This is a genomic window from Aminobacter sp. NyZ550, from assembly GCF_025628925.2.
In the GTDB taxonomy this organism is placed as follows: domain Bacteria; phylum Pseudomonadota; class Alphaproteobacteria; order Rhizobiales; family Rhizobiaceae; genus Aminobacter; species Aminobacter ciceronei.
Genome location: NZ_CP114191.1, coordinates 453,568 through 476,982, shown reverse-complemented (window position 1 = coordinate 476,982; position 23,415 = coordinate 453,568). Strand labels below are relative to the sequence as shown.

Annotated in this window: 20 protein-coding genes; 12 read left to right on the top strand and 8 right to left on the bottom strand. The window is 64.0% G+C overall.

Going from position 1 to position 23,415, the window contains the following annotated elements; all coding sequences use genetic code 11:
• Positions 1-90 precede the first annotated feature (90 nt).
• The 4 genes from N7E70_RS29465 (at position 91) to N7E70_RS29450 (ending at position 5,033) form a co-directional block, all read left to right on the top strand.
• Entirely contained in the window at positions 91-1,410 is a 1,320-nt protein-coding gene (locus tag N7E70_RS29465; RefSeq protein WP_263005272.1) for an ABC transporter substrate-binding protein, read from the top strand.
• A gap of 124 nt (positions 1,411-1,534) precedes the next feature.
• Positions 1,535-3,244, top strand: a complete 1,710-nt coding sequence (locus N7E70_RS29460) for an ABC transporter permease (protein ID WP_192320390.1) — start codon at positions 1,535-1,537, stop codon at positions 3,242-3,244.
• An 18-nt stretch (positions 3,245-3,262) separates the two neighbouring features.
• Positions 3,263-4,363, top strand: a complete 1,101-nt coding sequence (locus N7E70_RS29455) for an ABC transporter ATP-binding protein (protein WP_442866531.1) — start codon at positions 3,263-3,265, stop codon at positions 4,361-4,363.
• Between the two features lie 61 nt (positions 4,364-4,424).
• Entirely contained in the window at positions 4,425-5,033 is a 609-nt protein-coding gene (locus tag N7E70_RS29450) for a histidine phosphatase family protein (protein ID WP_263005271.1), read from the top strand.
• Between the two features lie 6 nt (positions 5,034-5,039).
• Here the strand turns inward: N7E70_RS29450 and N7E70_RS29445 are convergent, their stop codons facing one another.
• Positions 5,040-5,510, bottom strand: a complete 471-nt coding sequence (locus N7E70_RS29445) for an Lrp/AsnC family transcriptional regulator (RefSeq protein ID WP_263005270.1) — start codon at positions 5,508-5,510, stop codon at positions 5,040-5,042.
• A 108-nt stretch (positions 5,511-5,618) separates the two neighbouring features.
• Between N7E70_RS29445 and N7E70_RS29440 the strand changes: the two genes are divergently transcribed.
• Together N7E70_RS29440 and N7E70_RS29435 are read left to right on the top strand one after the other, a co-directional pair.
• Positions 5,619-7,100 (top strand): aminotransferase class V-fold PLP-dependent enzyme, encoded by a 1,482-nt coding sequence (locus tag N7E70_RS29440; RefSeq protein ID WP_263005269.1) that lies wholly within the window; start codon positions 5,619-5,621, stop codon positions 7,098-7,100.
• Positions 7,101-7,103: 3 nt separating this feature from the next.
• Positions 7,104-7,982: an MBL fold metallo-hydrolase gene (locus N7E70_RS29435; protein ID WP_263005268.1), complete on the top strand. Its 879-nt coding sequence runs from the start codon at positions 7,104-7,106 to the stop codon at positions 7,980-7,982.
• 45 nt (positions 7,983-8,027) lie between these two features.
• Here the strand turns inward: N7E70_RS29435 and N7E70_RS29430 are convergent, their stop codons facing one another.
• The 3 genes from N7E70_RS29430 to N7E70_RS29420 form a co-directional block, all read right to left on the bottom strand.
• Entirely contained in the window at positions 8,028-8,846 is an 819-nt protein-coding gene (locus N7E70_RS29430) for a DMT family transporter (protein ID WP_269441483.1), read from the bottom strand.
• A gap of 76 nt (positions 8,847-8,922) precedes the next feature.
• Positions 8,923-11,328, bottom strand: a complete 2,406-nt coding sequence (locus N7E70_RS29425; protein WP_263005267.1) for a PIG-L family deacetylase — start codon at positions 11,326-11,328, stop codon at positions 8,923-8,925.
• A gap of 25 nt (positions 11,329-11,353) precedes the next feature.
• Positions 11,354-12,568, bottom strand: a complete 1,215-nt coding sequence (locus N7E70_RS29420; protein ID WP_371818663.1) for an ROK family protein — start codon at positions 12,566-12,568, stop codon at positions 11,354-11,356.
• Positions 12,569-12,866: 298 nt separating this feature from the next.
• Between N7E70_RS29420 and N7E70_RS29415 the strand changes: the two genes are divergently transcribed.
• From N7E70_RS29415 to N7E70_RS29390, 6 genes are read left to right on the top strand one after another with little or no spacing between them, the layout of a single operon-like run.
• A complete protein-coding gene (locus N7E70_RS29415) occupies positions 12,867-14,123 on the top strand; it encodes an extracellular solute-binding protein (protein ID WP_067967706.1) in 1,257 nt (418 codons plus the stop codon).
• Between the two features lie 18 nt (positions 14,124-14,141).
• On the top strand, positions 14,142-15,080 hold the full coding sequence (locus tag N7E70_RS29410) for a carbohydrate ABC transporter permease (RefSeq protein WP_067968462.1): 939 nt from the start codon (positions 14,142-14,144) through the stop codon (positions 15,078-15,080).
• Positions 15,077-15,928, top strand: coding sequence for a carbohydrate ABC transporter permease (locus tag N7E70_RS29405; RefSeq protein ID WP_192320355.1), 852 nt, complete (start codon positions 15,077-15,079; stop codon positions 15,926-15,928). Before N7E70_RS29410 ends, N7E70_RS29405 begins: the two co-directional genes overlap by 4 nt.
• 3 nt (positions 15,929-15,931) lie before the next feature.
• Positions 15,932-17,446 (top strand): argininosuccinate lyase, encoded by a 1,515-nt coding sequence (argH, locus tag N7E70_RS29400; RefSeq protein WP_263005266.1) that lies wholly within the window; start codon positions 15,932-15,934, stop codon positions 17,444-17,446.
• Entirely contained in the window at positions 17,446-18,483 is a 1,038-nt protein-coding gene (locus N7E70_RS29395) for an ABC transporter ATP-binding protein (protein WP_263005265.1), read from the top strand. The genes argH and N7E70_RS29395 overlap by 1 nt, the downstream gene beginning before the upstream one ends.
• Positions 18,480-19,394 (top strand): carbohydrate kinase family protein, encoded by a 915-nt coding sequence (locus N7E70_RS29390; RefSeq protein WP_067967718.1) that lies wholly within the window; start codon positions 18,480-18,482, stop codon positions 19,392-19,394. The genes N7E70_RS29395 and N7E70_RS29390 overlap by 4 nt, the downstream gene beginning before the upstream one ends.
• 26 nt (positions 19,395-19,420) lie before the next feature.
• Here the strand turns inward: N7E70_RS29390 and pcaF are convergent, their stop codons facing one another.
• The 4 genes from pcaF to N7E70_RS29370 are packed head-to-tail and all read right to left on the bottom strand — an operon-like array spanning position 19,421 to position 23,406.
• Positions 19,421-20,623, bottom strand: coding sequence for a 3-oxoadipyl-CoA thiolase (pcaF, locus tag N7E70_RS29385; protein ID WP_263005264.1), 1,203 nt, complete (start codon positions 20,621-20,623; stop codon positions 19,421-19,423).
• Complete coding sequence (locus N7E70_RS29380) at positions 20,620-22,599, bottom strand: 3-hydroxyacyl-CoA dehydrogenase NAD-binding domain-containing protein (protein WP_263005263.1); 1,980 nt, start codon at positions 22,597-22,599, stop codon at positions 20,620-20,622. Before N7E70_RS29380 ends, pcaF begins: the two co-directional genes overlap by 4 nt.
• 2 nt (positions 22,600-22,601) lie before the next feature.
• Positions 22,602-22,997, bottom strand: a complete 396-nt coding sequence (locus N7E70_RS29375; protein ID WP_067967726.1) for a RidA family protein — start codon at positions 22,995-22,997, stop codon at positions 22,602-22,604.
• Between the two features lies 1 nt (position 22,998).
• Complete coding sequence (locus N7E70_RS29370; RefSeq protein ID WP_067967728.1) at positions 22,999-23,406, bottom strand: acyl-CoA thioesterase; 408 nt, start codon at positions 23,404-23,406, stop codon at positions 22,999-23,001.
• Between the last annotated feature and the right edge of the window lie 9 nt (positions 23,407-23,415).

The following is a 23,415-nucleotide window of genomic DNA, read 5'->3' as shown; positions in this document are numbered from 1 at the left end:
CCGGAAATCAGGGCTTTCGCCAATTGGCACGCGCCTTGCTGTCCATGAAGTGGCCGCCGGCATTTGGCGGTGTCATTGGGAGGAGTACCTATGTTGAAGACCATTGCCGCGGCGATGCTGGTTTCGGCCGCCGCCATTTCGACCGCCTACGCCCAGGATGGCGGCAAGGTGACCGTCGTCACCTCCTTTTCCAAGGATGTGACCGACCCGTTCAAGGCCAGCTTCGAGGCGGCCAATCCGGGCTTCACGCTCGACGTCCAGAACAAGAGCACAAGCTCGGGCGTGAAGTATCTCGATGAAATCAAGGCCAACAACCAGGTCGACCTGTTCTGGGCATCGGCGCCCGACGCCTTCGACAGCCTCAAGGGCAAAAGCCTGCTGGCCAAGTTCGCGCCATCGGTGACCGGGTTGCCGGAAAAAGTCGGCTCCTATCCTGTGAACGATCCGGACGGCTTCTACTTCGGCTTCGCCGCGTCCGGTTACGGCATCATGTGGAACGACCGCTATCTCGAGGCCAACAACCTGCCCAAGCCGGCTGAGTGGAGCGACCTGACCAAGCCTGAATTCCACGACCACGTCGCCATCGCAGCACCCTCGCGTTCGGGCACGACGCACCTGACCATCGAGACCGTGCTGCAGGGCGAAGGCTGGGACAAGGGCTGGGGCACGCTGAAGGGCATCGGCGGCAACCTGCAGCAGGTGACCGAGCGCTCCTTCGGCGTTCCGGATGCAGTCAACTCTGGCCAGGCCGGCATCGGCATCGTCATCGACTTCTTTGCCTTCTCGGCGCAGGCCGGTGGCTTCCCGGTCAGCTTCGTCTACCCGTCGGTGACTACGGTGGTGCCGGCGAACATCGGCATCGTCGCCAACGCCCCGAACCAGAAAGGCGCCGAAACCTTCGTCAATTACCTGCTCTCGGAGAAGGGTCAGGCAGTCCTGCTCGAGCCGTCGATCCGCCGCTTGCCGATCAACCCCGCGCTCTATGCGAACGCGCCTGAAGGCTTCCCGAATCCGTTCAAGGATCCGCGCTTCCAGTCGATGATCACCTTCGATGCCGATGTGTCGAAAAAGCGCACGGATGTCGTCGACACGCTGTTCGACCAGTTGATCTCGTTCCAGCTCGATCCGCTGAAGGGCGCGACCAAGGCGATCTACGCCGCCGAAAAGGCGCTTGCCGCCAAGGACGTGGCGGAAGCGCGCACGCTGGTCGACGAAGCGCGTGCCCTGATCTCGGCAATGCCCGTCACGGCCGACGAGGCCGCCAGCCCGCAGATCCGCGACGCCTTCACCGGTGGCGAGCAGAAGACCGCGCGCCAGGCCGAGCTCGAGCAGCAGTGGGCGGCATTTGCGACCAAGAACTACGCCGAGGCCCAGGCCAAGGCGGAAAAGGCACTGTCCCTCGTCGACTGAGACGTCAGGGCAACAGCGGCCGCCTGCCTGGCGCGGGCGGCCAACCTCTTCACATCCTTGATAGCGGGCGATCCTGGCGCATCGATGCGGCCGGGCCAGCCGATATCATTTCGGAGTCTGCCTCATGGCTTTTGTTACTTCGTTCCCGCTGCGGCGGGTTACCGCCAAGCCCGGCCAGATCGCCGCGGTGGCGTTGATCGGCCTGTTCCTGGCGATCTTCCTGATCGTTCCCGCGGGAACCGTGATCTACACGGCCTTCACCGAGAAGGGCACCGGCGCCCTGACCTTCGTCAACTTTCTGGATTTCTTCGCCACCGACCTGTTCCGCCGTTCGTTCTTCAACTCGGTCTATGTCGCCGGCATGTCGGTCGTGTGGGCGACGCTGATTGCGCTGCCGCTCGCCGTGTTGACGACGCGCTTCGATTTTCGCGGTTCGATGGTCATCCAGACATTGGGCTTCGTGCCGCTGATCATGCCGCCCTTCGTCGGCGCGGTGGCGATGCAACTGCTGTTCGGCCGCAACGGCACCGTCAACCTGCTGCTCAATGACTGGTTCGGCGTCCGCATCCCCTTCATGGAAGGGTTGAACGGCGTCATCTTCGTTCAGTCGCTGCACTATTTTCCGTTCATCCTGATCAATCTCTCGACCAGCCTGCGCAACATCGACCGGTCGATGGAAGAGGCAGCCCAGAACCTCGGCTCGTCCGGCTTCCGCCTGTTCCGCCGCATCGTGTTTCCACTGTCGATGCCGGGCTATCTCGCCGGCGCTTCTCTGGTGTTCGTCAAGGTTTTCGACGACCTCGCCACGCCGCTGCTGCTCAACGTCAAGGACATGCTGGCGCCGCAGGCCTATCTGCGCGTCACCTCGGTCGGTCTGACCGATCCCATGGGCTACGTCATCTCGGTAATCCTGATCATCGTTTCGATCTTCGCCATGTGGCTGTCGGCCGTTGCGATGCGCGGCAAGGATTATTCGACCGTGCAGCGCGGCGGCGGCGGCCTGATGCGCCGGAGCCTGAGCCGTGGCGAGAGCATCGTCGCCTATGGCGTCGTCGGCTTCATCCTGCTGCTCGTCCTGTCGCCGCATATCGGCCTGCTGCTGCTGTCCTTTGCGACCGTCTGGTCCTACAGCCCGCTGCCTGACGATTTCACCATGGTTCACTACGCCAGGGTGTTCGACGAAAGCTCTGTCTACATCAAGAACACGCTGATCTATGCCTCGCTTGCCGGGCTGATCGACGTCGTCATCGGTGGCGCCATCGCCTATCTCGTGCTGCGCACCAAGGTCGTCGGCCGCCGCTGGCTCGACTGGGCGGCAACCTCAGCCCTGGCGATTCCCGGCGTCGTCCTCGGCATTGGTTATCTCCGCACCTTTTATGGCGTGACGTTGCCTGATGGCACGCCACTGGCGACGTTGTGGGTGATGGTCGTTCTGGCGCTGGCGATCCGCCGCCTGCCATATGCCTTGCGCGCCTGCTACGCCGCCTTGCAGCAGGTGTCGGAATCGCTCGAGGAGGCTGCCGAAAATCTCGGTGCCACAAAGCAGCGTACGATCCGCCGGATCGTGCTGCCGCTGATGACCGGCGGTTTGCTCGCCGGCTTCGTCACCAGCTTCTCGACAGCGGCGGTTGAGCTCTCGGCGACGCTGATGCTGATCCAGAGCAACTCGGACGCACCGATCGCCTACGGCATCTACGTCTTCATGCAGTCGCCGGCAGGGCGTGGGCCCGGTGCCGCGCTCGGGGTCATCGCCGTCATCATGGTGGCGCTCTGCACCTTGCTTTCGCACTACGTCATCGAACGCCGGCAAAAGGCCATCGGGTCGGCCAAATAGGAACTTGGGGAGAGAACAATGAACATGAACGCTAGCACCACCGGCCTTGCGCCAAGCCCCGCCAAGGCGATCAGCATTCGCGACGTCAACCTGTTCTACGGCGACCTGCAGGTGCTGAAGGACATCAATCTTGAGATCCAGCCGGGCGAATTCTTTGCCTTTCTCGGACCTTCGGGCTGCGGCAAGACCACCTTGCTCAGGCTGATCGCCGGCTTCAACACCGCCCGCCAGGGCAGCGTGGTCGTCGGCGGCGTCGACGTGCTCGACATGCCGCCCTGGAAACGTGACATCGGCCTGGTGTTCCAGTCCTATGCGTTGTGGCCGCACATGACGGTTGCCCGCAACGTCGCCTTCGGACTGGAAGAGCGCCGGTTGCCGCGGGCCGAGGTCGAGCGCCGTGTCGATGCCGCGCTCAACCTGGTTGGGCTCAAGCATCTGGCCGGGCGGCGTCCCGCCCAGCTGTCGGGCGGACAGCAGCAGCGCGTCGCGCTCGCCCGCACCATCGCCATCGAGCCCAAGGTGCTGCTGCTCGACGAGCCGTTGTCGAACCTCGACGCCAAGATGCGTGTCGAGGTGCGGCGCGAACTGCGTGAATTGCAGCAGCGGCTGCAGCTGACGACCATCTTCGTTACCCACGACCAGGAGGAGGCCAACACCGTCTGCGACCGCATCGCCGTGTTCAACGAAGGCCGAATCCAGCAGGTCGGCACGCCGATGGGGCTGTATGAGAAGCCGGCGAACCTGTTCGTCGCCAACTTCCTCGGCACGGCGAACATCCTTGACGGCCATGTCGTCGGAAGCGGTGCGGATCGCCTGTTCGAAGTGCCGGGTGCGGGCAGTATTCCTATCCCGGCAGGGACCACCGTGCCACGCGGCGCCAAGCTCGTCTTCCGGCCGCAATACGCAACCATCGGCACCGTTGCATCAGACGCCGTGGCGCTGGCAGGAACCATCACACATCGAGAGTTTCTCGGCGCAACCGTGCGCTACGGCGTGCAGGTTGGCACCGCATCGGTGTTGGTGGACGTGCCCTTCCATTCCGGTGACGCATTGCTCGAAACGGGCGCCCGGACGTCGGTCGGGCTGCAGCCCTCGTCGGCGCAATGGCTCGCCGAATGACATCATGGCCGCCGGCATCGCTCGGCGGCCCATCCCTCCCATTTTCAGCACGCAGAAATTCATGCCTTTTCATTTTCCCGATATGCTCGTCATCCGCCACGGTGAAACCCAGTGGAATGTCGCCGGCCGCCTGCAGGGTCACAAGGACACGCCGCTGACAGCCAATGGCGTGCGGCGGACACTTGAGGTGGGCACACATCTCGCGGTGCGGGTCGCCCCTTGCAAGGACGCCAGATTCTGGGTCAGCCCGCTCGGCCGCGCCCGCCAGACGGCGTCGATACTCGCCGATGTCTGGGGTGTCTCCTTCGACTGCTTCGTCGACCAGACGTCGCTTGTCGAGCGTGCTTTCGGTGTCTGGGAGGGACGCTCAGCCGAAGAAATCGAACAGGCGTTTCCCGAGCAGTTCGAGGCCGACCGCGCCGATCCCTGGAGTTATGCGATGCCTGGTGGCGAGAGCCATGTCGAACTGATGGCGCGCATGCGGTCCTGGCTCGTCGGTCTCGACCGCTCGACGCCGCATGTCGTGGTCGCCCACAGTGTCAGCCTGCGGGCGCTGCGCGGGGTCTACACAGGCGCGGCACCTGAGGACATTCTCGCCTATTGCGAGCCACAAACCGCGGCCTTCTGGCTCTCGGGCGGCCAGGAGACGATGATCGACGCGCTGGCTTGATCGGCTTTAGCGTAGCCGGGCGAGGTCCGCGGCGCGGTTCTCGATGATCGCTTCCATGGAAAAGAAACCGGTCACCGTCGCCAGGTCGAAGTTGGTGATCAGCTTCTGGTAGAAGGCGTCGTAGCCCGCCATGCCCCTGGTCACCACCTTGATCAGATAGTCCCAGTCGCCGCCGATGCGGTAGAAGTCGGTCACCTCGGGCATGCGTTCGACATGCTTGCGGAAATTGTCCGCCCATTCCTTGGAGTGGTGGCGGGTGCGGATCATGACGAACACGGTCAGGTCGTAGCCTAGTGCCGCAAGGTCGATGTCGGCATGGGTGCCGCGGATCAAGCCTGATGCGTTGAGCCGTTGGAGGCGGCGCCAGCAGGCATTTTGCGACAGCCCGACACGCTCGGCCAGGTCGCGCTGCGAGATCGCACCGTCCTTTTGCAGGCACGCCAGAATCTTGTTGTCGATTTCGTCGATTTTTTCCATGGTTCAGATCATATGACCCAAGATGGCTGCAAAGTCGCGCGAAAACGATGAGGTTTCATCTCCCACATCCGATTAGAATCGCCTTTAGTTGGTTGCGGGAGAGATTCGATGAAGACCGAGCGCTGCGAAAAGCCTGGCGGCACCGGCTTGCTGGACAAGTTCAAGGAGTGCCTTGCCGTACGTGACGTCGTCGCGGAGCTGCGCAGCGGCCTTGTCGGCAAGGACGCGAAGATCGACGGGCCGTTCGGTCTCAAGCCCATGGTCTATGCCGACTATGTCGCATCAGGTCGGGCGCTGATGCAGATCGAGCGCTTCGTGCTCGAGGAAGTCTTGCCCTATTATGCCAACAGCCACACCGAGGCTTCCTACTGCGGCGGCATGATGACCCGCCTGCGCCGCGAGGCGCGCGCGGCGATCGCCGCGTGCTGCGGCGCGAGCGACAGGCATGCGGTCATCTTCGCCGGATCGGGCGCGACGGCCGGCATCAATCGGCTGGTCAAGCTTCTGGGTGTTACCGATGCCGTTGCTGCCGGCAAGCAGGTCCGTGTCATCATCGGCCCCTACGAGCACCATTCCAACATCCTGCCCTGGCGCGAAAGCGGGGCGGAGGTGATCGAGATCGCCGAATGCGCTGCCGGTGGACCTGATCTCGTCGCACTGGACGAAGTGCTGCAATGGGAGGCTGACCTCACCGTCTGCGCGTTTTCGGCTGCCTCCAACGTCACCGGCATCATTACCGATGTCGCTGCCATCACCAGGCAGGCGAAGGCGGCTGGCGCCAAGATCGTCTGGGACTACGCCGGTGCGGGACCCTACATGCCGATCGCCATGTCGCCCGTATCAGGCGCTGAAATCGATGCCGTGGTCGTCTCGCCGCATAAGTTCCTTGGCGGTCCGGGCGCTTCGGGCGTGCTGATCGTCCGCCGCGATGCGGTTACGACTGACAAGCCGTCATGGCCCGGCGGCGGCACCGTCAAGTTCGTCTCGCCCTCGGGCCACGACTACAGCACCAGCCTGGAAGCGCGGGAAGAGGCGGGCACGCCCAATGTGGTCGGCGACATCCGCGCGGCCCTAGCCTTCCTGGTCAAGGAAGCGCTCGGCGCGGACGCGATGCGGGCTCGCAATGCCGAACTGACCAGCCGCGCCATGTCGGCCTGGAACGGCGCCGGCAACATCGAGCTGCTCGGTGCGCTGGAGCCGCAAAGGCTGCCGATCTTTTCGTTCCGGGTCAGGGACGGCAAGGGCGGCTATGTTCACCAGCAACTGGTGACCCGCATGCTCAGCGATCGTTTCGGCATCCAGGCGCGTGGCGGCTGCGCCTGTGCCGGGCCTTATGTCCATCGCCTGCTGTCGATCGGCGAGACGGAATCTGAGCGCATGCGCCAAGCGATCCTGGCCGGCGACGAGATCAGCAAGCCGGGTTTTGTCAGGCTCAATTTCAGCGTGCTGTTGCCGGAAGAGAAAGTGCAGTTCATCCTCGATGCGGTGCTGAAGCTGGCTTCGGACGCGGTGCAGTATCAGGAGCGCTACGATTTCGATGCCAGCCGTGCGATCTTCTATCCGCGCGCTGCCGAAATGGCCGAGGCTTGAGCGATGGCAAGACCAGACGTCGCCGCCTTTTTCGACCCACGCACCTGGTCGGTGCAGTATGTCGTCTCCGACCCGCGAACCCGAAAATGCGCCATCATCGATCCGGTCCTCGATTTCGACGAGAAATCGGGCGCAACCGCAACCGTCAACGCCGACAAGCTGCTGGACCATGTTCGCGAACAGGATCTGGAGATCCAGTGGATCCTCGACACCCATCCGCATGCCGACCACTTCTCGGCGGCGTCCTATCTGAAGGCAAAGACCGGTGCGCCGACGGCGATCGGGGCGCGCATCGTGGACGTGCAGAAACTCTGGGCCGGTATCTACAACTGGCCTGAGCTCCGCACCGACGGTTCGCAATGGGACCACCTGTTCGACAAGGGCGACACCTTCGAGATCGGCGACATCAGGACGGGTGTGATGTTCTCGCCCGGTCACACGCTGGCATCCGTCACCTATGTCGTCGGCGATTCAGCTTTCGTCCACGACACGGTCTTCATGCCGGACAGCGGCACCGCACGTACGGATTTCCCCGGCGGCAGCGCCAATGCGTTATGGTCGACGATCCAGGACATCATGGCGCTGCCTGATGACACCCGCATTTTCGTCGGGCACGACTACCAGCCTGGCGGGCGCACCCCGTTGTGGGAAAGCACCGTTGCCGCCCAGAAAAGTCAGAACATTCACCTGACGCGTTATGAGCGGGAAGAGGATTTCGTGGCGTTCCGCAATGGGCGCGACGCCACGTTGCCGATGCCGAAGCTGATCCTGCATGCACTGCAGATCAACATCAATGGTGGCCGGCTCCCCGAACCCGAAGCTAATGGCCAGCGCTATCTCAAGTTCCCGCTCAACGCGCTTGACGGAGCTGCCTGGGATTGATTTCCCCCGCTTCCGGGAACAGGACGCTCGCGGATTTGGCGAAGGTCACTTCTTCCTGTTGGCGCGGCGTTCGAGATAGGCGGTCGTCTGCAACGCGGCGAGGATGACGATTGCGCCGATGACGATGCGCTGGTCGGGCACTTCGGCGAAGAAGACATAGCCGGCGGCAGTCGTGACGACGATCGAGAGATAGCCGATCGGCGCGAGCACGCTGGCATCGGCAAGGCGATAGGCGCGCAGGAAGCAGTATTGACCGGCCTGCGCCAGAAGCCCGATGCCGAGCAGGGGCACCCAGTCGAAGGTCTTGACAGGCTGCCAGACGAAGATGGCCGGAACAGCGGTGATGACCGCAAGGCCGACAGTGTAGAATACCATCATCACGGTCGTGTTTTCATCGCGCAGCATGCGTGTCTGGATGATGGCGAGCGAGCCGAAGACGACCGTAGCAAACACCGCAAGCAGGCCGAGATTCCACTCGACGCCGCCCGGCGCCAGCATGACGAGCACGCCGGCGAAGGCGAAGGCAGCACCCACCCAGCGCAACCGCGAAACGGTCTCGCCGAGGAAGGCGACCGCCATGGCCATGGTGACGAGCGGCCTGGAAAAGCTCAGCGCGTTGACCACCGCCAGCGGCAGCAGCGTGTAGGCCATGAACTGGCTGGTCAGCGCGATGGCGTTGCAGCTGATGCGCGAGACGTTCTGCCAGGGATGCCTGGTGTGACGGATGTGGTGACGATGGCGCCAGATCAGCGGCAGGATGAACAGCAAGCCGATCATCGCCCGGATGAAGACGAGCTGGAACGCCGGATAGACGAGCCCTTGCGCCTTGACGAGCGCCGTCATGCCGCCGGAGACCAGCAGCATGTCTGCGAGCACCCAGACGATGCCTTCGCGGTTGGCCTTGTGACGCTCGTCCCCCGCCTCGGGCGTCACCGTGCCGTCAGGCTGGCTGGACAAGATTTGCCATCAGGCGGAATGCTCCCGGCACCAGCTTGTCCATCTGGTGATGCAGCACGAGGCTGGTGTGGGTATGGCGGCCCTTGCCGATCTCGGCAGAGACCAGAGCGCCCATCAGCGGCTGTTCGTTGGCGTCGTGCATCGCCAGCAGCGGTTGGTAGGCCTCGTCCCAGCGCGCGGCGAAATAGAGCCCGCGCTCCTTGTTCCAGCCGGACCAGTCCTGCGGGCCGATGATGTTCGGCCCCTTGAGCAGGACGTGGTCCGGCACCAGCACCGTAACCTCGGCGGTCGGATCCGTTACGCGCCAGCGTAAAGACGGCGAGCCAATCTCGAGTTTCCTCGGCGGCGTCGCTAGTGGATCCCAACCGTCGGTCGGGCGGTGGTAAAGGGTGACAAGGTGGCCGCCATTTTCGACGAAGCGGTGCAGCTTCTCGGTGCTTGCTGCCAGATCCTTGCGAATGCCGAAGGCAAAGATGCCGACGACGATTGATGTGTAGCGGCTGAGGTCTCCGGCCAATGCCTTGGCGTCGAGTTCGGTGACGTCGAGCCCAATGCGCGACAGCCAAAGACCGACGCGATCGGCGCCCGCGCCGACATAACCGACGACAGCCCCTTGCGGGAGCTTGAGGTCGAGCGTGAGCACGCTCAGCGCTTCCGGCTGGCGATGGGTGACGCGGCCGATATGCGAATAGGCAATCGTGGTCAGCCGCAATGCCGGCCTGCCGCCGACCAGCGGCGTGATGGTGGTTAGCCCGGCAACACGTGTCTCGGGAGCGCGGATGACCTGGCCACCTTCCGCCTGGGCGAGTGACCAGCCGTCTTCCATGTTGAGCGAGACGGGCGCATCCTTGCCTGCGACCACTGACTTGACCGGCCATTCGCGTCTGGTGCCGTCGAGCGGTACGATCAGCGCTTCGGGCTCCATCACGACCGAGCTTGCCGGCAGCACGGCAAATGGCTCCTCGAGGTCATAGGTGGCGCGGGCGGTATGATCGCCGAACTTTGCCGAGATGACGACATGGGCGTCACCATTGCCGCCGAGAGCCGACCATGACGGCGGATAGAGCTTTGTGTAAGCGGCGTCGACGGTGGCAACGATCTTCAGGCTGCGTCGGCGTCCGGTGATGGTCTCCGCCTTGGCCGTGACGCCATTGGGCAGCACAGCTTCGACCTCGACAGAACGACTGTCGCCGGCGGAGGCCAGATCGACAGTGAGTTCAGCCGTTTCATCAGGCGCCACTGTCGATGGCGACAGCGTCGCGCGGTCGAAGAGGCCGGCGGCCTCGATCAAGGCGGCGTCGATCTCGCGTGCCTTGCGGTCGAGACGGTGGCGATGGCGTTCGAGGAAATCGGGCGAGGCGTTATTGCGGGCAGCGGCAAGCTGGGTAGCCGCTTCGGTGAGGGCTGCAATGATCGCATCGGCGTGTGGGAATGCCGCGATTGCCTTGTCGACGGCCAAACCGGCGGCCTTCAGTGCCTGCGCGGCTTCATAGGAGAGGTCTCGCGATGCGGCGAGATCGGCGAGCGTTGCCGGCAGCGCGTCGAGCACCGACGTCTCGGCCTTTGTGCCGTTGGCGGCAAGCAGTAAATGCAGCGGCCAGCGCGTCTCGGCGACATCAGGCCAATGACCCATGCCCTGCGAGGCGTGGTAGTAGCGCGACCATTCTCCGATGCGGTCATATTCCGCGCCCGTCGCCGGTTCGCGCCCGGGCGCGTTGACGACAACCGTCGCATCGGGAGGTGGCACTTCGTCGTCATAGGTGTCGCCACCGCCCGACCATGCCGGCAGATAATACTTCGCCACCTGCCAGGGGCTCATGCCTTCCTTGAAATGTTCGGGGAACGCCTGCGGGTCGGCGGCAAGCCCGATTGCCTTTTCGGCTGCGCGGGTCATGGCGCGGTGGTGGCCATGCTGGCCGGGGACATCGAGAAAGGTCGGAATGACGATGTCGGGCCGTTCGCTGCGATAGGCACGCACCAGCCGTTCGACAGTGCGCATCTCGCCCCAGCGGGTGAAGGTCTGGTCGCCATCCTTGGAGAAGCCGAAATCATGCACTTCGTCATCTGGGCCATGGCCGAGCCAGACGACGTCGGCATCGAGCGCGCGCGCCGCTTCTTCCATCTCGCGGGTGCGCATCATGCCGAGCACGCCAAGGCGCTCCGGCCCGAGCGAGTTCTGACCGCCTTCGCCACGCGTCGAGCAGGCGACGATGACGCGCATGCCGAGGCCGAGGCGGAAATACGCAAGCAGGCCGCTCTGCTCGTCATCGGGATGAGCGCCGGTGTTCATCATGGTGACGGTAGAGCTGAGACGGCTGAGGGCACGGTGAAGCCTGAGCAGCGACGGGCTGGCCTTTTGTCTCTCGATACGTTCGCGGGCGCTCGGCATTCAGGTCCTCCGGTATTCCAGTCTGCTATTCGGTGGTCGTTGTGGCGGCGGTTTCGAGCTTGGGCGTGACCACCTCGAACAGCGGCAGCGCGGCGGCACCGAGTGCCGCCGTGTATTGCCCGGTCTGGCCGCGCATGACGCGGGGCAGGGCGCGGGTCCGTCGGCTGGCGACGGAAATGGGCAACGGTCCCATCCGCTCGATCAGCTCGTCGATGATCGCGTCCGGCAACACGCCGCCAAGGATCACCGTTTCGGGGTCGAGGATGTTTTCGATCATCGCGATCATCGGCGCGAGATAGGTCGCGGTCTCCTCCATCCACGCCAGCAGCACCGGATGGCGCTTGGCATGGAGTTCGGAGAAGTCGGCGAAGTCGCAGTCGGGGATGCCTGCCTCGCACAGCTTTTCGCGCAGCGCATGGACCGAGGCGTAGCGCTCAAGGCAGCCGTGCTGGCCGCATGGGCAAGCCCTGCCTCTGGGAACGACAACGACGTGGCCGATTTCGCCGGCATTGCCGAAGGCGCCACGGAACGGAGTGCCGTCCTGGATCATGCCAAGGCCAAGGCCGGCGCCGAAATAGACCATGCAGAAGCTGGAGATGGTGTGGCCAGCACCGAAGAAGCGTTCGCCGACAGCCGCGGCGTTGGCGTCGTTTTCCACCGTCACCGGCTCCCCGCAGGCTTCGCTGAGCAGGCTTGCCGCATCGATGTTTGCCCAGCCCGGCAGCGTCGTCGGGCCGACCGAGGTCATGCCTTCGATCTCGAACGGGCCGGGCATCACCACGCCGATGCCGAGCAGCCGCGACTTGAACGTCGACCTGACCGCATCGAGCTCGGCGCGCAGATGCGCGATGACCTGGCTCGGGCTGGTGTCGCTGACCGGCATGATTCGCCTGGAACGCGGCTGGCCCGACAGGTCGAGCACTGTCGACACCATATGGTCGGAGGCCATCTCGATGCCCATGGTCATGGCGCCGTCGGGATTGACGGCGAACTGGATCGGCGGCTGGCCACGGCCAGAACGCAGGCGCCCGGTCTCCATCAACAGGTTTTCGCTGACCAGCTCGTCGACGATGTTGGCGATGGCCTGTGCGGTCAGATGCGTCAGCCGGGCGATATGCATGCGCCCCAGCGCGCCGTTCCGGCGCACGACGTCGAGCACCACGCGACGGTTATGGTCGCGGCTGCGCTCGGGGTTGTTGCCCAATGTGACCTGATGCGTGCTGCCCGGCTGAAATGCCATTTCGCCCATCCTGACCTCGGTTGCAAAATTGATAACGCGGAAGCGACGTTAGCTGCAATAGATTAATTCAAGTAGATTATCTTATTGACAAACGGCTGATGAAAGGGAACCGTAGAGGGAGTGTGCGGGGAGGATCCGCAGCTCCTTGGTGTCAGTTTTGTCGGGCGTGTTCCGCCCGCGTTCGATGGCCCATGAATTTAAGCGAGTGGCCCGTTTCTCGACTGCGAGAAAAATCGGGCCAAGGGGATAATGGTCGCCCGTGGTTCGGGATATCCGATGGGCGCATTTGGAGGCTAATATGCGTAGAGCAACCCTGTTTGCCGGTCTGATTGCTGGTTTCAGCACACTGGCTATGAACGCGGCGCAGGCCGTCGAGATCGAATATTGGCAGTATGTCTTCGACTCGCGCGTCAAGGCGATGGACCAGCTGATCGAGAATTTCGAGAAGGCCAATCCTGACATCACCGTCAAGCAGACGACCTTCCCCTATGCCGACTACCAGACGCGCGTCATCGCTGCGAAGATGGGCGGCCAGGGCCCCGATGTGATGCAGCTGTTCTACGGCTGGCTCGACAAGTTCGTCGCCGGCGGTCTGCTGCAGCCGTTGCCGACCGATGCGTTCCCGCACGACAAGATCGAAAGCGAATTCTTCCCGATCGTCAGCGCCATGAAGCGCGGCGAGGACTATTACGGCCTGCCGACCGCCGTGCGTTCGCTGGCGCTGTTCTACAACAAGAAGCTGTTCACCGAAGCCGGCCTCGACCCGGCGAACCCGCCCAAGACGCTCGACGAGTTCGTTGCCGCCGCCGAGAAGGCGACCAAGCGTGACGCCGCCGGCAATCTGATCGTCGCCGGCTCGACCCTCGACATGGCCGGCCAGGATCACCAGTGGTGGCGAGAAGTGCTGGTGCGCCAGTTCGGCGGCCAGCCCTACACCGACGGAGACCGCAAGGTGGCCTACAACACCGAAGCGGGTGAAAAGGCGCTGAAATTCTACACCGACCTGCAGACCGAGAAGAAGATCGGCCAGGCCGGCTTCATGGACGAAGGCCAGGCGGCCTTCCGTGCCGGCATGGCGGCGATGACCATCGACGGCACCTTCCGTCTCGGCGCCTTCAAGTCGATCGAAGGCTTCGAGTGGGGCGTGACCGAACTGCCGGCAAATGCCGACGGCACCCGTTCCAACTATGCCAGCTACTTCGCCAACGGCATCTCGGCGACGACCAGCGGCGAGAAGCTCGAAGCCTCGAAGAAGTTTCTGGCCTACATCTCCTCGCCCGAGGCGATGGACGTCTGGCTGAAGACGGTCGGCGAGCTGCCGGCACGCCGTTCGGCGGCCATGACCGAAGCCAATCTAGCCGATCCGGTCTACGGCCCGTTCCTCAAGGGTCTCGAATACGCCCGCACCACCATGTTCGTTGATGAGGCAGCCCAGCGCCAGACCACCATCGACATGGCCAACCGCGTGCTGCTCGAAGGCCAGTCGGTGAAGGATTCGCTCGCACAGGCCGCAGCGGCCGAGCAGGCGATCATCGACGCAGCAGCCCCGAAGTAAGGCGAAGGCTTGATGTCTGTGACAGCGGATCAACAGGGGGCGGCGCTGAGCCGCCCCGGCGCGACCTTCTGGGAACGCCGTTCCATGCGGACGAAGCGGCTGGTGTGGGTGTGGAGTTTCCTCGCTCTGCCGATCCTGTTCTATTCGGTGATCCGCTTCTACCCGACCATCGAAGCCTTCTGGCTTTCGCTGACCAACTGGGACCTTTTGAAGCCGCCGCAGTTCATCGGCCTGGCCAACTACGAGAAGCTGTTCGCAGACCCGCAGTTCTGGAAGGTGTTCAAGAACACCTTTGCCTATCTGCTCGTCGGCACGCCGATCAGCCTGTTGCTGTCATTCGTCATTGCCTACCATCTCGATCGCGTGCGTTTCATGCACGGGTTGATCCGCGGTCTCTATTTCCTGCCCTATTTGACCACGGCTGCCGCGATGGCCTGGGTGTGGCGCTGGTTCTACCAGCCGGCACCGATCGGCGTGATCAACAATGCGCTCGGCACGCTCGGCATCCCCCAGCAGCCGTTCATCCGCTCGGTCGACCAGGCCTTGCCGTCGATCATGCTGACGGCGATCTGGGCCGGCCTCGGCTTCCAGATCATCATCTTCATGGCCGGCCTACGGTCGATCCCCAACACCTTCTACGAGGCGGCGCGCATCGACGGCCTCGGCGAATGGGCAATCCTGCGCAAGATCACGCTGCCGCTGCTCAAGCCGACAACCGTGTTTCTCGTCGTGTTCTCGTCGATCGGCTTCCTGCGCATTTTCGACCAGGTCTACAACATGACCACCAACGACCCGGGCGGCCCGCTCGGCTCGACCAAGCCGCTGGTGCTGATGATCTACCAGACGGCATTTTCGTCCTACGCGATGGGATATGCGGCGGCCCAGACGGTGGTGCTGTTCACCATCCTGCTGTTCGTATCGCTGTTGCAGCTCTGGATCCTGAGGGAAAAGAAATGAGTGCCGTCACCCAAACGCCGGCGCTGTCCCACGCCAACGTCAAGCCCGGCCGCATCCTCGCCTGGACGCTGTTGTTTATCGGCGGCCTGATCATGGTGACGCCGCTGGCCTTCATGTTCTCGACGTCATTCAAGACGGCCGGCCAGGTCTATGACCTCAGGCTCATTCCGGCAGCGCCGACCTTCGCCAACTACATCGCGATCCTGGCCGACGGGCGCTTCATGCGCTGGTTCTTCAACTCGATGTTCGTCGCCGTCATGGTGACGCTGTCGAACGTCTTCTTCGACAGCCTTGTCGGCTACACGCTGGCCAAGTTCGAATTCCGCGGCCGCTACTTCATCTTCCTGGCCATCCTGTCGACGCTGATGATCCCGACCGAGATGCTCGTCATCCCGTGGTACCTGATGTCGGCCAATCTCGGCTGGCTGGACAGCTATTGGGGCATCATGTTTCCCGGCATGATGACGGCCTTCGGCACCTTCCTGATGAAGCAGTTCTTCGAAGGCGTGCCCAACGATTTCCTCGAGGCAGCCCGCGTCGATGGCCTGAACGAGTTCCAGATCTTCTGGAAAGTGGCGATGCCGCTGGTGACACCGGCTCTGTCCGCGCTTGCCATCTTCACCTTCCTCGGCAACTGGACCGCGTTCTTCTGGCCGCTGATCGTGACCACCAGCAAGGAACTCTACACCTTGCCGGTCGGCCTATCGAGCTTCGCGGTCGAACAGTCCATCCAGTGGGAAATGATCATGACGGGTGCTGCGATCGCCACGCTGCCGACGCTGATCGTCTTCCTCGTGCTCCAGCGCTACATCGTCCGCGGCGTCATGCTCGCCGGGCTCAAGGGATAAGAAATGTCTGAACTGAACCCGAGGCTCTCCGACAAGAGCGTCTTCCCCGATCCCGTCTACAAGGAGACGGTGCTTCGGCCGCTCTTCGACGGCGCCAAGACACACCATGTCGACGGCTTCCGCGCCATCGACCGGGCGCATCTGGTAATGCTGACCGAGACCGGCATTCTTGATGCCAAGCAGGCGTCGGCGATCGCCGGCGCTCTCGAAGCCATCGACCGTGAAGTCGATCCTGAGAAGCTGGTCTATACCGGCGAGGTCGAGGACTTCTTCTTCCTTATCGAAAAGGAACTGAAGGCCCGCCTCGGCGCTGATGTCGCCGGACGCCTGCACACCTCGCGCTCGCGCAACGACATCGATCACACGCTGTTCAAGCTAGGGCTCAAGCAGCGCATCGATGCGCTGATGGTCAAGGCGCGACATCTGCTGGCCGCGATGATCAACGCGGCCGAGCGTGAAAAGGCGACACTGATCGTTGCCTACACGCACGGCCAGCCGGCGCAGCCTTCGACATTCGGGCATTACCTGTCGGCTGCCATCGAGGTGCTGCTCCGCGACATCGAGCGCTTCGAAGAGGCGCGCAAGATCGTCGACCTGTCGCCGATGGGGGCCGCCGCCATCACCACGTCGGGTTTCCCGATCGACCGGCAGCGCGTCGCCGATCTGCTCGGCTTTGCCGCACCCTTGCGCAATTCCTACAGCTGTATCGCGGCATCCGACTACATCACCTCGACCTATTCGGCGATCGAGCTGATGTTCCTGCATCTCGGCCGCCTGATCCAGGACTTCCAGTTCTGGACCAGCTTCGAGGTCGGACAAGTCTACGTGCCGAACGCATTCGTGCAGATCTCCTCGATCATGCCGCAGAAGCGCAACCCGGTGCCGATCGAGCATATGCGGCTGCTCGCCAGCCAGACGATGGGCCGCGCCCGCACCGTACTCGGTGTCATCCACAACACGCCGTTCACCGACATGAACGACAGCGAAGGTGAAACGCAGTCGATGGGCTACGAGGCGTTTACCGCTGCCTCCCGCGTGCTCGACCTGCTCGCCGCCTTCGTCGGCGCGATCCGCATCGATCCGGAGCGTGTGGCTGAAAACATCCGCCGCTCGTGCATCACCATCACCGAACTTGCCGACTCGCTCGTCCGCATCGAGGGCCTGTCCTTCCGCGAGGCGCACGAGATCGCGGCGACGGTCGCCAAGGCAGTGGTCGCGGCTGGCGGCGGGCTTGCCAAGGATGGCTACGCGCCGTTCCTCGAAGCCTTCAGGCATTCGACCGGACGCGAACCGAGCTTCGGCCGTAACAAGTTCGAAGAGATCGTCTCGCCCGAACATTTCGTTGCCGTGCGCGACCGTTTCGGCGGCCCGGCACCGGCGGCGATGGCCGAGGCGATCGGCGTCTACAGGAAGAAGGCAGCGGCATTGGAAGCCGTCGCACAGGAACATGCCGGGCACGAGGCGAAAGCCGCAAAAGAACTCGGTGAGAAATTCAAGGCACTGGCGGGGGCGCTCTGATGGCGACGATCGAACTTGAAAAGCTGGTCAAGCGCTACGGCAAGGTGGACGTCGTCCAGGGTATCGACCTTGAAATCGCCGACGGCGAATTCGTGGTCTTCGTTGGGCCTTCGGGCTGCGGCAAGTCGACGACCTTGCGCATGATCGCCGGGCTCGAGGACATCTCCGGCGGCACGCTGAAGATCGGCGGCGAGGTGGTCAACGAGCGTGACCCCAAGCAGCGCAACATCGCCATGGTGTTCCAGAACTACGCCATCTACCCGCACCTGACCGTGCGCCAGAATATCGGCTTCGGTCTCTACACCTCGAAGCTGTCCAAGGCCGAGAAGGACCAGCGCATCGAAGAGGCGGGCAAGATCCTCGGCCTTGAGAAATATCTCGACCGCCGTCCGGCGGCTCTTTCGGGCGGTCAGCGCCAGCGCGTCGCCATCGGCCGCGCCATGGTGCGCAATCCTTCGGCCTTCCTGTTCGACGAGCCCTTGTCCAACCTCGACGCCCAGCTGCGCGCCCAGATGCGCATCGAGATCAAGCGCCTGCACCAGAAGCTCAAGACGACCACGGTCTATGTCACCCACGACCAGGTCGAGGCGATGACCATGGCCGACCGCATCGTCGTCATGAAGGACGGCCACATCCTGCAGGTGGGCACGCCGACCGATCTCTACGAAAACCCGGTCGATGTCTTCACCGCGCGCTTCATCGGCAGTCCGTCGATGAACCTGGTGCCGGGCCGCAAGAACGGCAAGGGTATCGAGCCCGCTGCCGGCGGCGACATCCTGATTGGCGTTCGCCCGCACGAGCTGACCGCAGCCGTCGAGAAGGCGGATGGTGGTCTGGAGCTCACTGGAACGGTGACGGCGGTCGAGCCGCTCGGACCGGAGACGCTGGTGCATCTCGATGTCGACGGCAGTGCCGTGATTGCCACTGCGCCGAGCAAGTTCATCCCCGCGACGGGCAGCACGCTGACCTGCCGCGCGGCGCCGGGCAGCCTCTATCTCTTCGACGCCAAGACCGAGAAGAGCCTGGGCCGGCAATGACATCGGAAAATGCAAAGCGTCCGGCGGTGCTTAGCATCGGGCGGATTTACTGTGACCTGATTTTCACCGGCCTGGCTGCGCTGCCCGAGCCGGGGCGCGAGGTGTTTGCGCAGGACATGAAGATGGCTGCCGGCGGCGGCGCGTTCATTGCGGCCGCCCACATGGCCCATGCCGGGCGTCAAGTCGCTCTGGTGGCGCGCCTTGGCACGGACGCGCTGTCGACAGGGATCGAGGCTGAGCTCGGTGCCAGCAATGTCGACCTGCGCTTCGTCGAGCATTCGCCCGGTGCCGGGCCGCAGGTTACCGTCGCCTCGGTGATCGGCAACGACCGCGCCTTCCTGTCGCGGCGTGCTGGGACCGCGCTGCCGGCGACGCTTGACGCCGCACTCGACTGGAGCGACGCCGGCCATCTGCACATCGCCGAATATGCCACGCTGCACGAGATCCCCGATCTGGTCAGCCGCGCCAAGGCCAGGGGGCTGACCGTCTCGCTCGATCCGAGCTGGGACGAGACGCTGATCTACGAAGCCGAACTGCTCGATCGCTGCGCCGGCGTTGATATCTTCCTGCCCAACATGGAAGAGGCCACCGCCATTACGCAGGAGAACGATCCGATCGCGGCAATCGAGATCCTGTCCAGGGACTTCCCGATCGTGGCCCTGAAAGCGGGCGGCGAAGGCGCGTGGTTGAAGGCCGCTGCCCAGTTGCTGCACCGCCGGGCCGAAGAGGTCCCTGTCGTCGATACGACGGGCGCGGGCGATGCCTTCAATGCAGGCTTCATCGACGCATGGCTTTCGGGTCAGTCCGAGCAAGCCTGCCTTGCCGCCGGCATCACTTATGGCAGCCTTGCCGTCCAGGCGGCGGGAGGTTCGGCGATCCTGCGCCAGCCGCTGCGCAGGGCTGCTGGCTGACGGTTACGAACGAGGCGCGCCGCCTGCTACGGCCGGCTAATCAAAAGCGAGATGCCCTGGCCGACACCGATGCACATGGTGGCCAGCGCGCGTCTTGCGCCACGCAGGTCGAGTTCCAGTGCTGCGGTCAGTGCCAGACGTGCGCCCGACATGCCGAGCGGGTGGCCAAGCGCGATGGCGCCGCCGTTCGGATTGACGTGGCCCGCGTCGTCGGCAAGGCCGAGCTGGCGCATGCATGCCAGCGACTGTGCGGCAAAGGCTTCGTTGAGTTCGATTATATCGATGTCTGATATGACAAGGCCGGCGCGGTCCAGAAGCTTTTGCGTCGAGGCGACGGGGCCGATGCCCATGATGCGCGGGGCAACGCCTGCGGTCGCCATGCCATCGATTTTGGCAAGCGGCTTGAGACCGTGGCGTTCGACGGCGCGTGCCGATGCGATGATGACGGCTGCGGCCCCGTCATTGACGCCCGACGCGTTGCCGGCGGTCACCGTGCCGCCATCTCTGAAGGGTGCCGAAAGGCCCGCAAGCTTTTCGATCGTCGTTTCGCGCGGATGCTCGTCGTGCTCGACGACGGTCGCTTCGCCCTTGCGGCCCTTGATGGTGACAGGAGCGATTTCGCGGGCAAAACGGCCGCTCTTCTGCGCTGCGGCGGCACGAGCCTGGCTGCGCAGGGCGAAGTGATCCTGATCCTCGCGTGAAATGGAAAACTCGGCGGCGACGTTCTCGGCCGTTTCAGGCATGGAATCGATGCCGTATTGTCTTTCCATCAACGGATTGACGAAACGCCAGCCGATGGTGGTGTCGAAGATCTCGGTGCTGCGCTGGAATGCGCTTGAAGCCTTGGGCATGACAAAGGGCGCGCGCGACATGCTTTCGACGCCGCCGGCAATGATGATGTCAGCTTCTTCGAGCTTGATGGCGCGTGCTGCATAACCAACCGCGTCGAGGCCGGAACCGCAAAGGCGATTGATCGTCGTTCCGGACACCGATACCGGCAGGCCCGCAAGCAGGCCAGCCATGCGGGCGACATTGCGGTTGTCTTCGCCGGCCTGGTTTGCGCAGCCGAGCACGACCTCATCGATCTGGTCGGCGGGGATGCCGGGGTGCCGCGCCAGCGCTTCGCGAATGGCGTGAGCGGCGAGATCATCAGGGCGCACAGAGGCAAGCGCGCCGCCATAACGGCCGATCGGGGTGCGGACGCCGCCTACGATGTATGCTTCGGTCATGGTATGATGTCCTTGTGCGTTTCGGCTGCAAACATCGGCCCGCCCTTGTGCGCCGGAAAACCGTAGCCATTGATCATCACCAGATCGATGTCGCTCGATCGCGCGGCGATGCCCTCGGTGAGCAAGGCAGCGCCTTCGTCGGCCATGGCGCGCAGCAACCGGTCGACGATCTCGTCGACCGTAAAGCGGCGGGGCGAGATGTCCTTGGCCGCGCGTGCGGCGGCGATCAGCGCAGTGACCTCTGGGTCGACGGCCTTTTCGCCAGACGCATAGTCGTACCAGCCCTTGCCTGTCTTGCGGCCGAAGCGGCCGGCTTCGCAAAGCTTGTCGGCGATCTCGACATAACGCGCGTTTGGGTCGCGCGTTGCCGCCTGCCGCTTGCGCCGCGCCCAGGCGATCTCCAGCCCGGCCATGTCGTAGACGGTGAAGATGCCCATCGGAAAGCCAAAGGCTTCAAGTGCGGCGTCGACCTCTTCGGGGGCTGCACCGTCCTCGACCATGAACTCCGCCTCGCGGCGATAGGCCGAGAAGATGCGGTTGCCGATGAAGCCTTCGGTTACGCCTGAGACCACCGGCAGCTTGCCGAGTTTCCTGGCGAAGGCCAGTGCGGAAGCGAGCACGTCGGGCGCGGTTGCCTTGCAGTCGACGACCTCGACCAGGCGCATGATGTTGGCCGGCGAAAAGAAGTGCAGGCCGACCACGCGCCCGGGGTGAGCAGTCGCCGCCGCGATCTCGTCGGGGTTCAGGTAGCTGGTGTTGGTTGCGAGGATCGCATCCGGCCTGACGATGCCGTCGAGGCGCTGGAACAGCTCGGTCTTGACCGCGAGATCGTCGAACACCGCCTCGATGACGAGGTCTGCTGCGGCGAGTTCGCCGATGTTCGCAGCCACGGCCAGCCGCGCAAGGCATCCGTCGCGAACTGTCGCCGCAAGGCGCCCTGACTGGACCGCCTTGTCGAGAATGCCGGCGATGCGCTCGCGCCCTTTGGTGGCGGCGTCTTCGGTCTGCTCGATGCCGACGACGCGGTAGCCAGCTGTCAACGCTGCGACCGCGATGCCGGCGCCCATCAGACCGGTACCGACGATGCCGACCGTCTCGATCCTGCGTGGGGCAATGCCCTCAAGCTTGTCGACCTTGCCGGCTTGCCGCTCGGCGAAGAAGACATGGCGCAGGGCTGCCGCCTCATTGGAATCCCGCAGGCGCAGGAAGGTGGCGCGCTCCTCGGCGAGACCGTCCCGGAAAGTCCTTTCCGAAGCCAGCCGGACAAGGCGAACGGCCTCGGCAGGTGCCGATTGGCCGCGTGATCTGGACAAGACCTTTTTTGACGCCGCCTCGACGGCGGCCAATTCGGCGATCGGGACATCGAGCAAGCCCGTGCGCCTTTGCGACTGACCGGCGAGTTGATGGACAAGGCCGACGGCTGCCGCGAGATGATCGGCTGCGACGCCGTTGACAAGGCCGAGCTTGATGGCTTCATCAGGCCTGACTGTGCGGCCGCTGCCGATCAGGTCGATTGCCGCGACGGTGCCGATGAGGCGCGGCAGGCGCTGGGTGCCGCCGGCGCCCGGCACGATGCCGAGCTTGACCTCGGGCAAACCGAAACTCGCCGCCTCGCCGGCAACGCGCCCATGGCAGGCAAGCGCGATCTCGCAGCCGCCGCCGAGGGCAGCACCATTGACGGAAGCAACCACCGGCTTGCTGCAATTCTCGATGCGCTGCATGACCTCGGGAAGCGTCGGCTCGACCGGTGGCTTGCCGAACTCCCTGATGTCGGCGCCGCCGACAAAGGTGCGGCCGGCGCCGGTGATGACGACGCCGATGACGGTGCCAACGGCTGACGCATGGTCGAGTGCCTTGACCAGCCCCTGCCGGACATGCGCCGAGGTGGCGTTGACGGGCGCATTGTCGATGATGACGACGAGCACGCCGTCACGGATGCTGCCCGAAACGCTCTCCGAAAACCGCGTCGCGCTCATGGCTATGCCGGGATGACCGCGGTGGCCTGGATCTCGATCTTGGCGCGGTCCTCGACCAACGCGACCACCTGCATGGCGGCCATGGCGGGGAAGTGGCGGCCGATCACGTCGCGATAGGCCTGGCCGAGGCCGCGCAGGTTCTCGGTGTATTCCTTCTTGTCGGTGAAGTACCAGGTCATCGTGGTGATGTGGTGCGGCTCGGCGCCGCCGGCCTTCAGCACGGCGACGACGTTTTCCAGCGTCTGGCGCACCTGGCCGACGAAGTCGTCGGTCTCGAACTGGCACTGCGCGTTCCAGCCGATCTGGCCGCCGACGAAGATGGTGCGGCCGCTCGCGGCGATGCCGTTGGCATAACCGATGGGCTTGGCCCACCCTTCGGGTTGCAGGATCTCATGCATCTCAAGTCTCCAGGCGGCTTTCGAGCGCGGCGCGGAGGTCATCCGGCCAGGCAAGCGATTTGTGGGTATCGAGCGAAGTGGCGACCACGCTGTGGCGGGCGCTCCAGAGCAGCGTGCCGGCGGCCGAAACCTTGTGCTCGAGATCGAGCGAGGAGCGGCCGATGCGGCGGACGAACAGCTCGAAGTCGAGCGTGTCGCCATGGAAGCCCGGATGGGCAAAGGTGAGGTCCAGTCGCACCGTCGGCGTGCCGATGCGCCGTTCGGCGATCAGGTCTTTCCACGGCGCACCGGCATCGCCGAAGAACTCCTCCAAAACACCGACGAGGATGTTCAGGTAAGACGGGAAGTAGGCGATTCCGGAGGGATCGCAGTCTCCGAAACGCAGCGGCCTTGAGGTACGGAAGGGCACGTCAGCTCT

Coding starts and splice junctions, on each gene's coding strand:
- N7E70_RS29465 (WP_263005272.1), top strand. CDS start 91: ATGTTGAAGACCATTGCCGCGGCGATGCTGGTTTCGGCCGCCGCCATT.
- N7E70_RS29460 (WP_192320390.1), top strand. CDS start 1,535: ATGGCTTTTGTTACTTCGTTCCCGCTGCGGCGGGTTACCGCCAAGCCC.
- N7E70_RS29455 (WP_442866531.1), top strand. CDS start 3,263: ATGAACATGAACGCTAGCACCACCGGCCTTGCGCCAAGCCCCGCCAAG.
- N7E70_RS29450 (WP_263005271.1), top strand. CDS start 4,425: ATGCCTTTTCATTTTCCCGATATGCTCGTCATCCGCCACGGTGAAACC.
- N7E70_RS29445 (WP_263005270.1), bottom strand. CDS start 5,510: ATGGAAAAAATCGACGAAATCGACAACAAGATTCTGGCGTGCCTGCAA.
- N7E70_RS29440 (WP_263005269.1), top strand. CDS start 5,619: ATGAAGACCGAGCGCTGCGAAAAGCCTGGCGGCACCGGCTTGCTGGAC.
- N7E70_RS29435 (WP_263005268.1), top strand. CDS start 7,104: ATGGCAAGACCAGACGTCGCCGCCTTTTTCGACCCACGCACCTGGTCG.
- N7E70_RS29430 (WP_269441483.1), bottom strand. CDS start 8,846: ATGCTGCTGGTCTCCGGCGGCATGACGGCGCTCGTCAAGGCGCAAGGG.
- N7E70_RS29425 (WP_263005267.1), bottom strand. CDS start 11,328: ATGCCGAGCGCCCGCGAACGTATCGAGAGACAAAAGGCCAGCCCGTCG.
- N7E70_RS29420 (WP_371818663.1), bottom strand. CDS start 12,568: ATGGCATTTCAGCCGGGCAGCACGCATCAGGTCACATTGGGCAACAAC.
- N7E70_RS29415 (WP_067967706.1), top strand. CDS start 12,867: ATGCGTAGAGCAACCCTGTTTGCCGGTCTGATTGCTGGTTTCAGCACA.
- N7E70_RS29405 (WP_192320355.1), top strand. CDS start 15,077: ATGAGTGCCGTCACCCAAACGCCGGCGCTGTCCCACGCCAACGTCAAG.
- argH (WP_263005266.1), top strand. CDS start 15,932: ATGTCTGAACTGAACCCGAGGCTCTCCGACAAGAGCGTCTTCCCCGAT.
- N7E70_RS29395 (WP_263005265.1), top strand. CDS start 17,446: ATGGCGACGATCGAACTTGAAAAGCTGGTCAAGCGCTACGGCAAGGTG.
- N7E70_RS29390 (WP_067967718.1), top strand. CDS start 18,480: ATGACATCGGAAAATGCAAAGCGTCCGGCGGTGCTTAGCATCGGGCGG.
- pcaF (WP_263005264.1), bottom strand. CDS start 20,623: ATGACCGAAGCATACATCGTAGGCGGCGTCCGCACCCCGATCGGCCGT.
- N7E70_RS29380 (WP_263005263.1), bottom strand. CDS start 22,599: ATGAGCGCGACGCGGTTTTCGGAGAGCGTTTCGGGCAGCATCCGTGAC.
- N7E70_RS29375 (WP_067967726.1), bottom strand. CDS start 22,997: ATGCATGAGATCCTGCAACCCGAAGGGTGGGCCAAGCCCATCGGTTAT.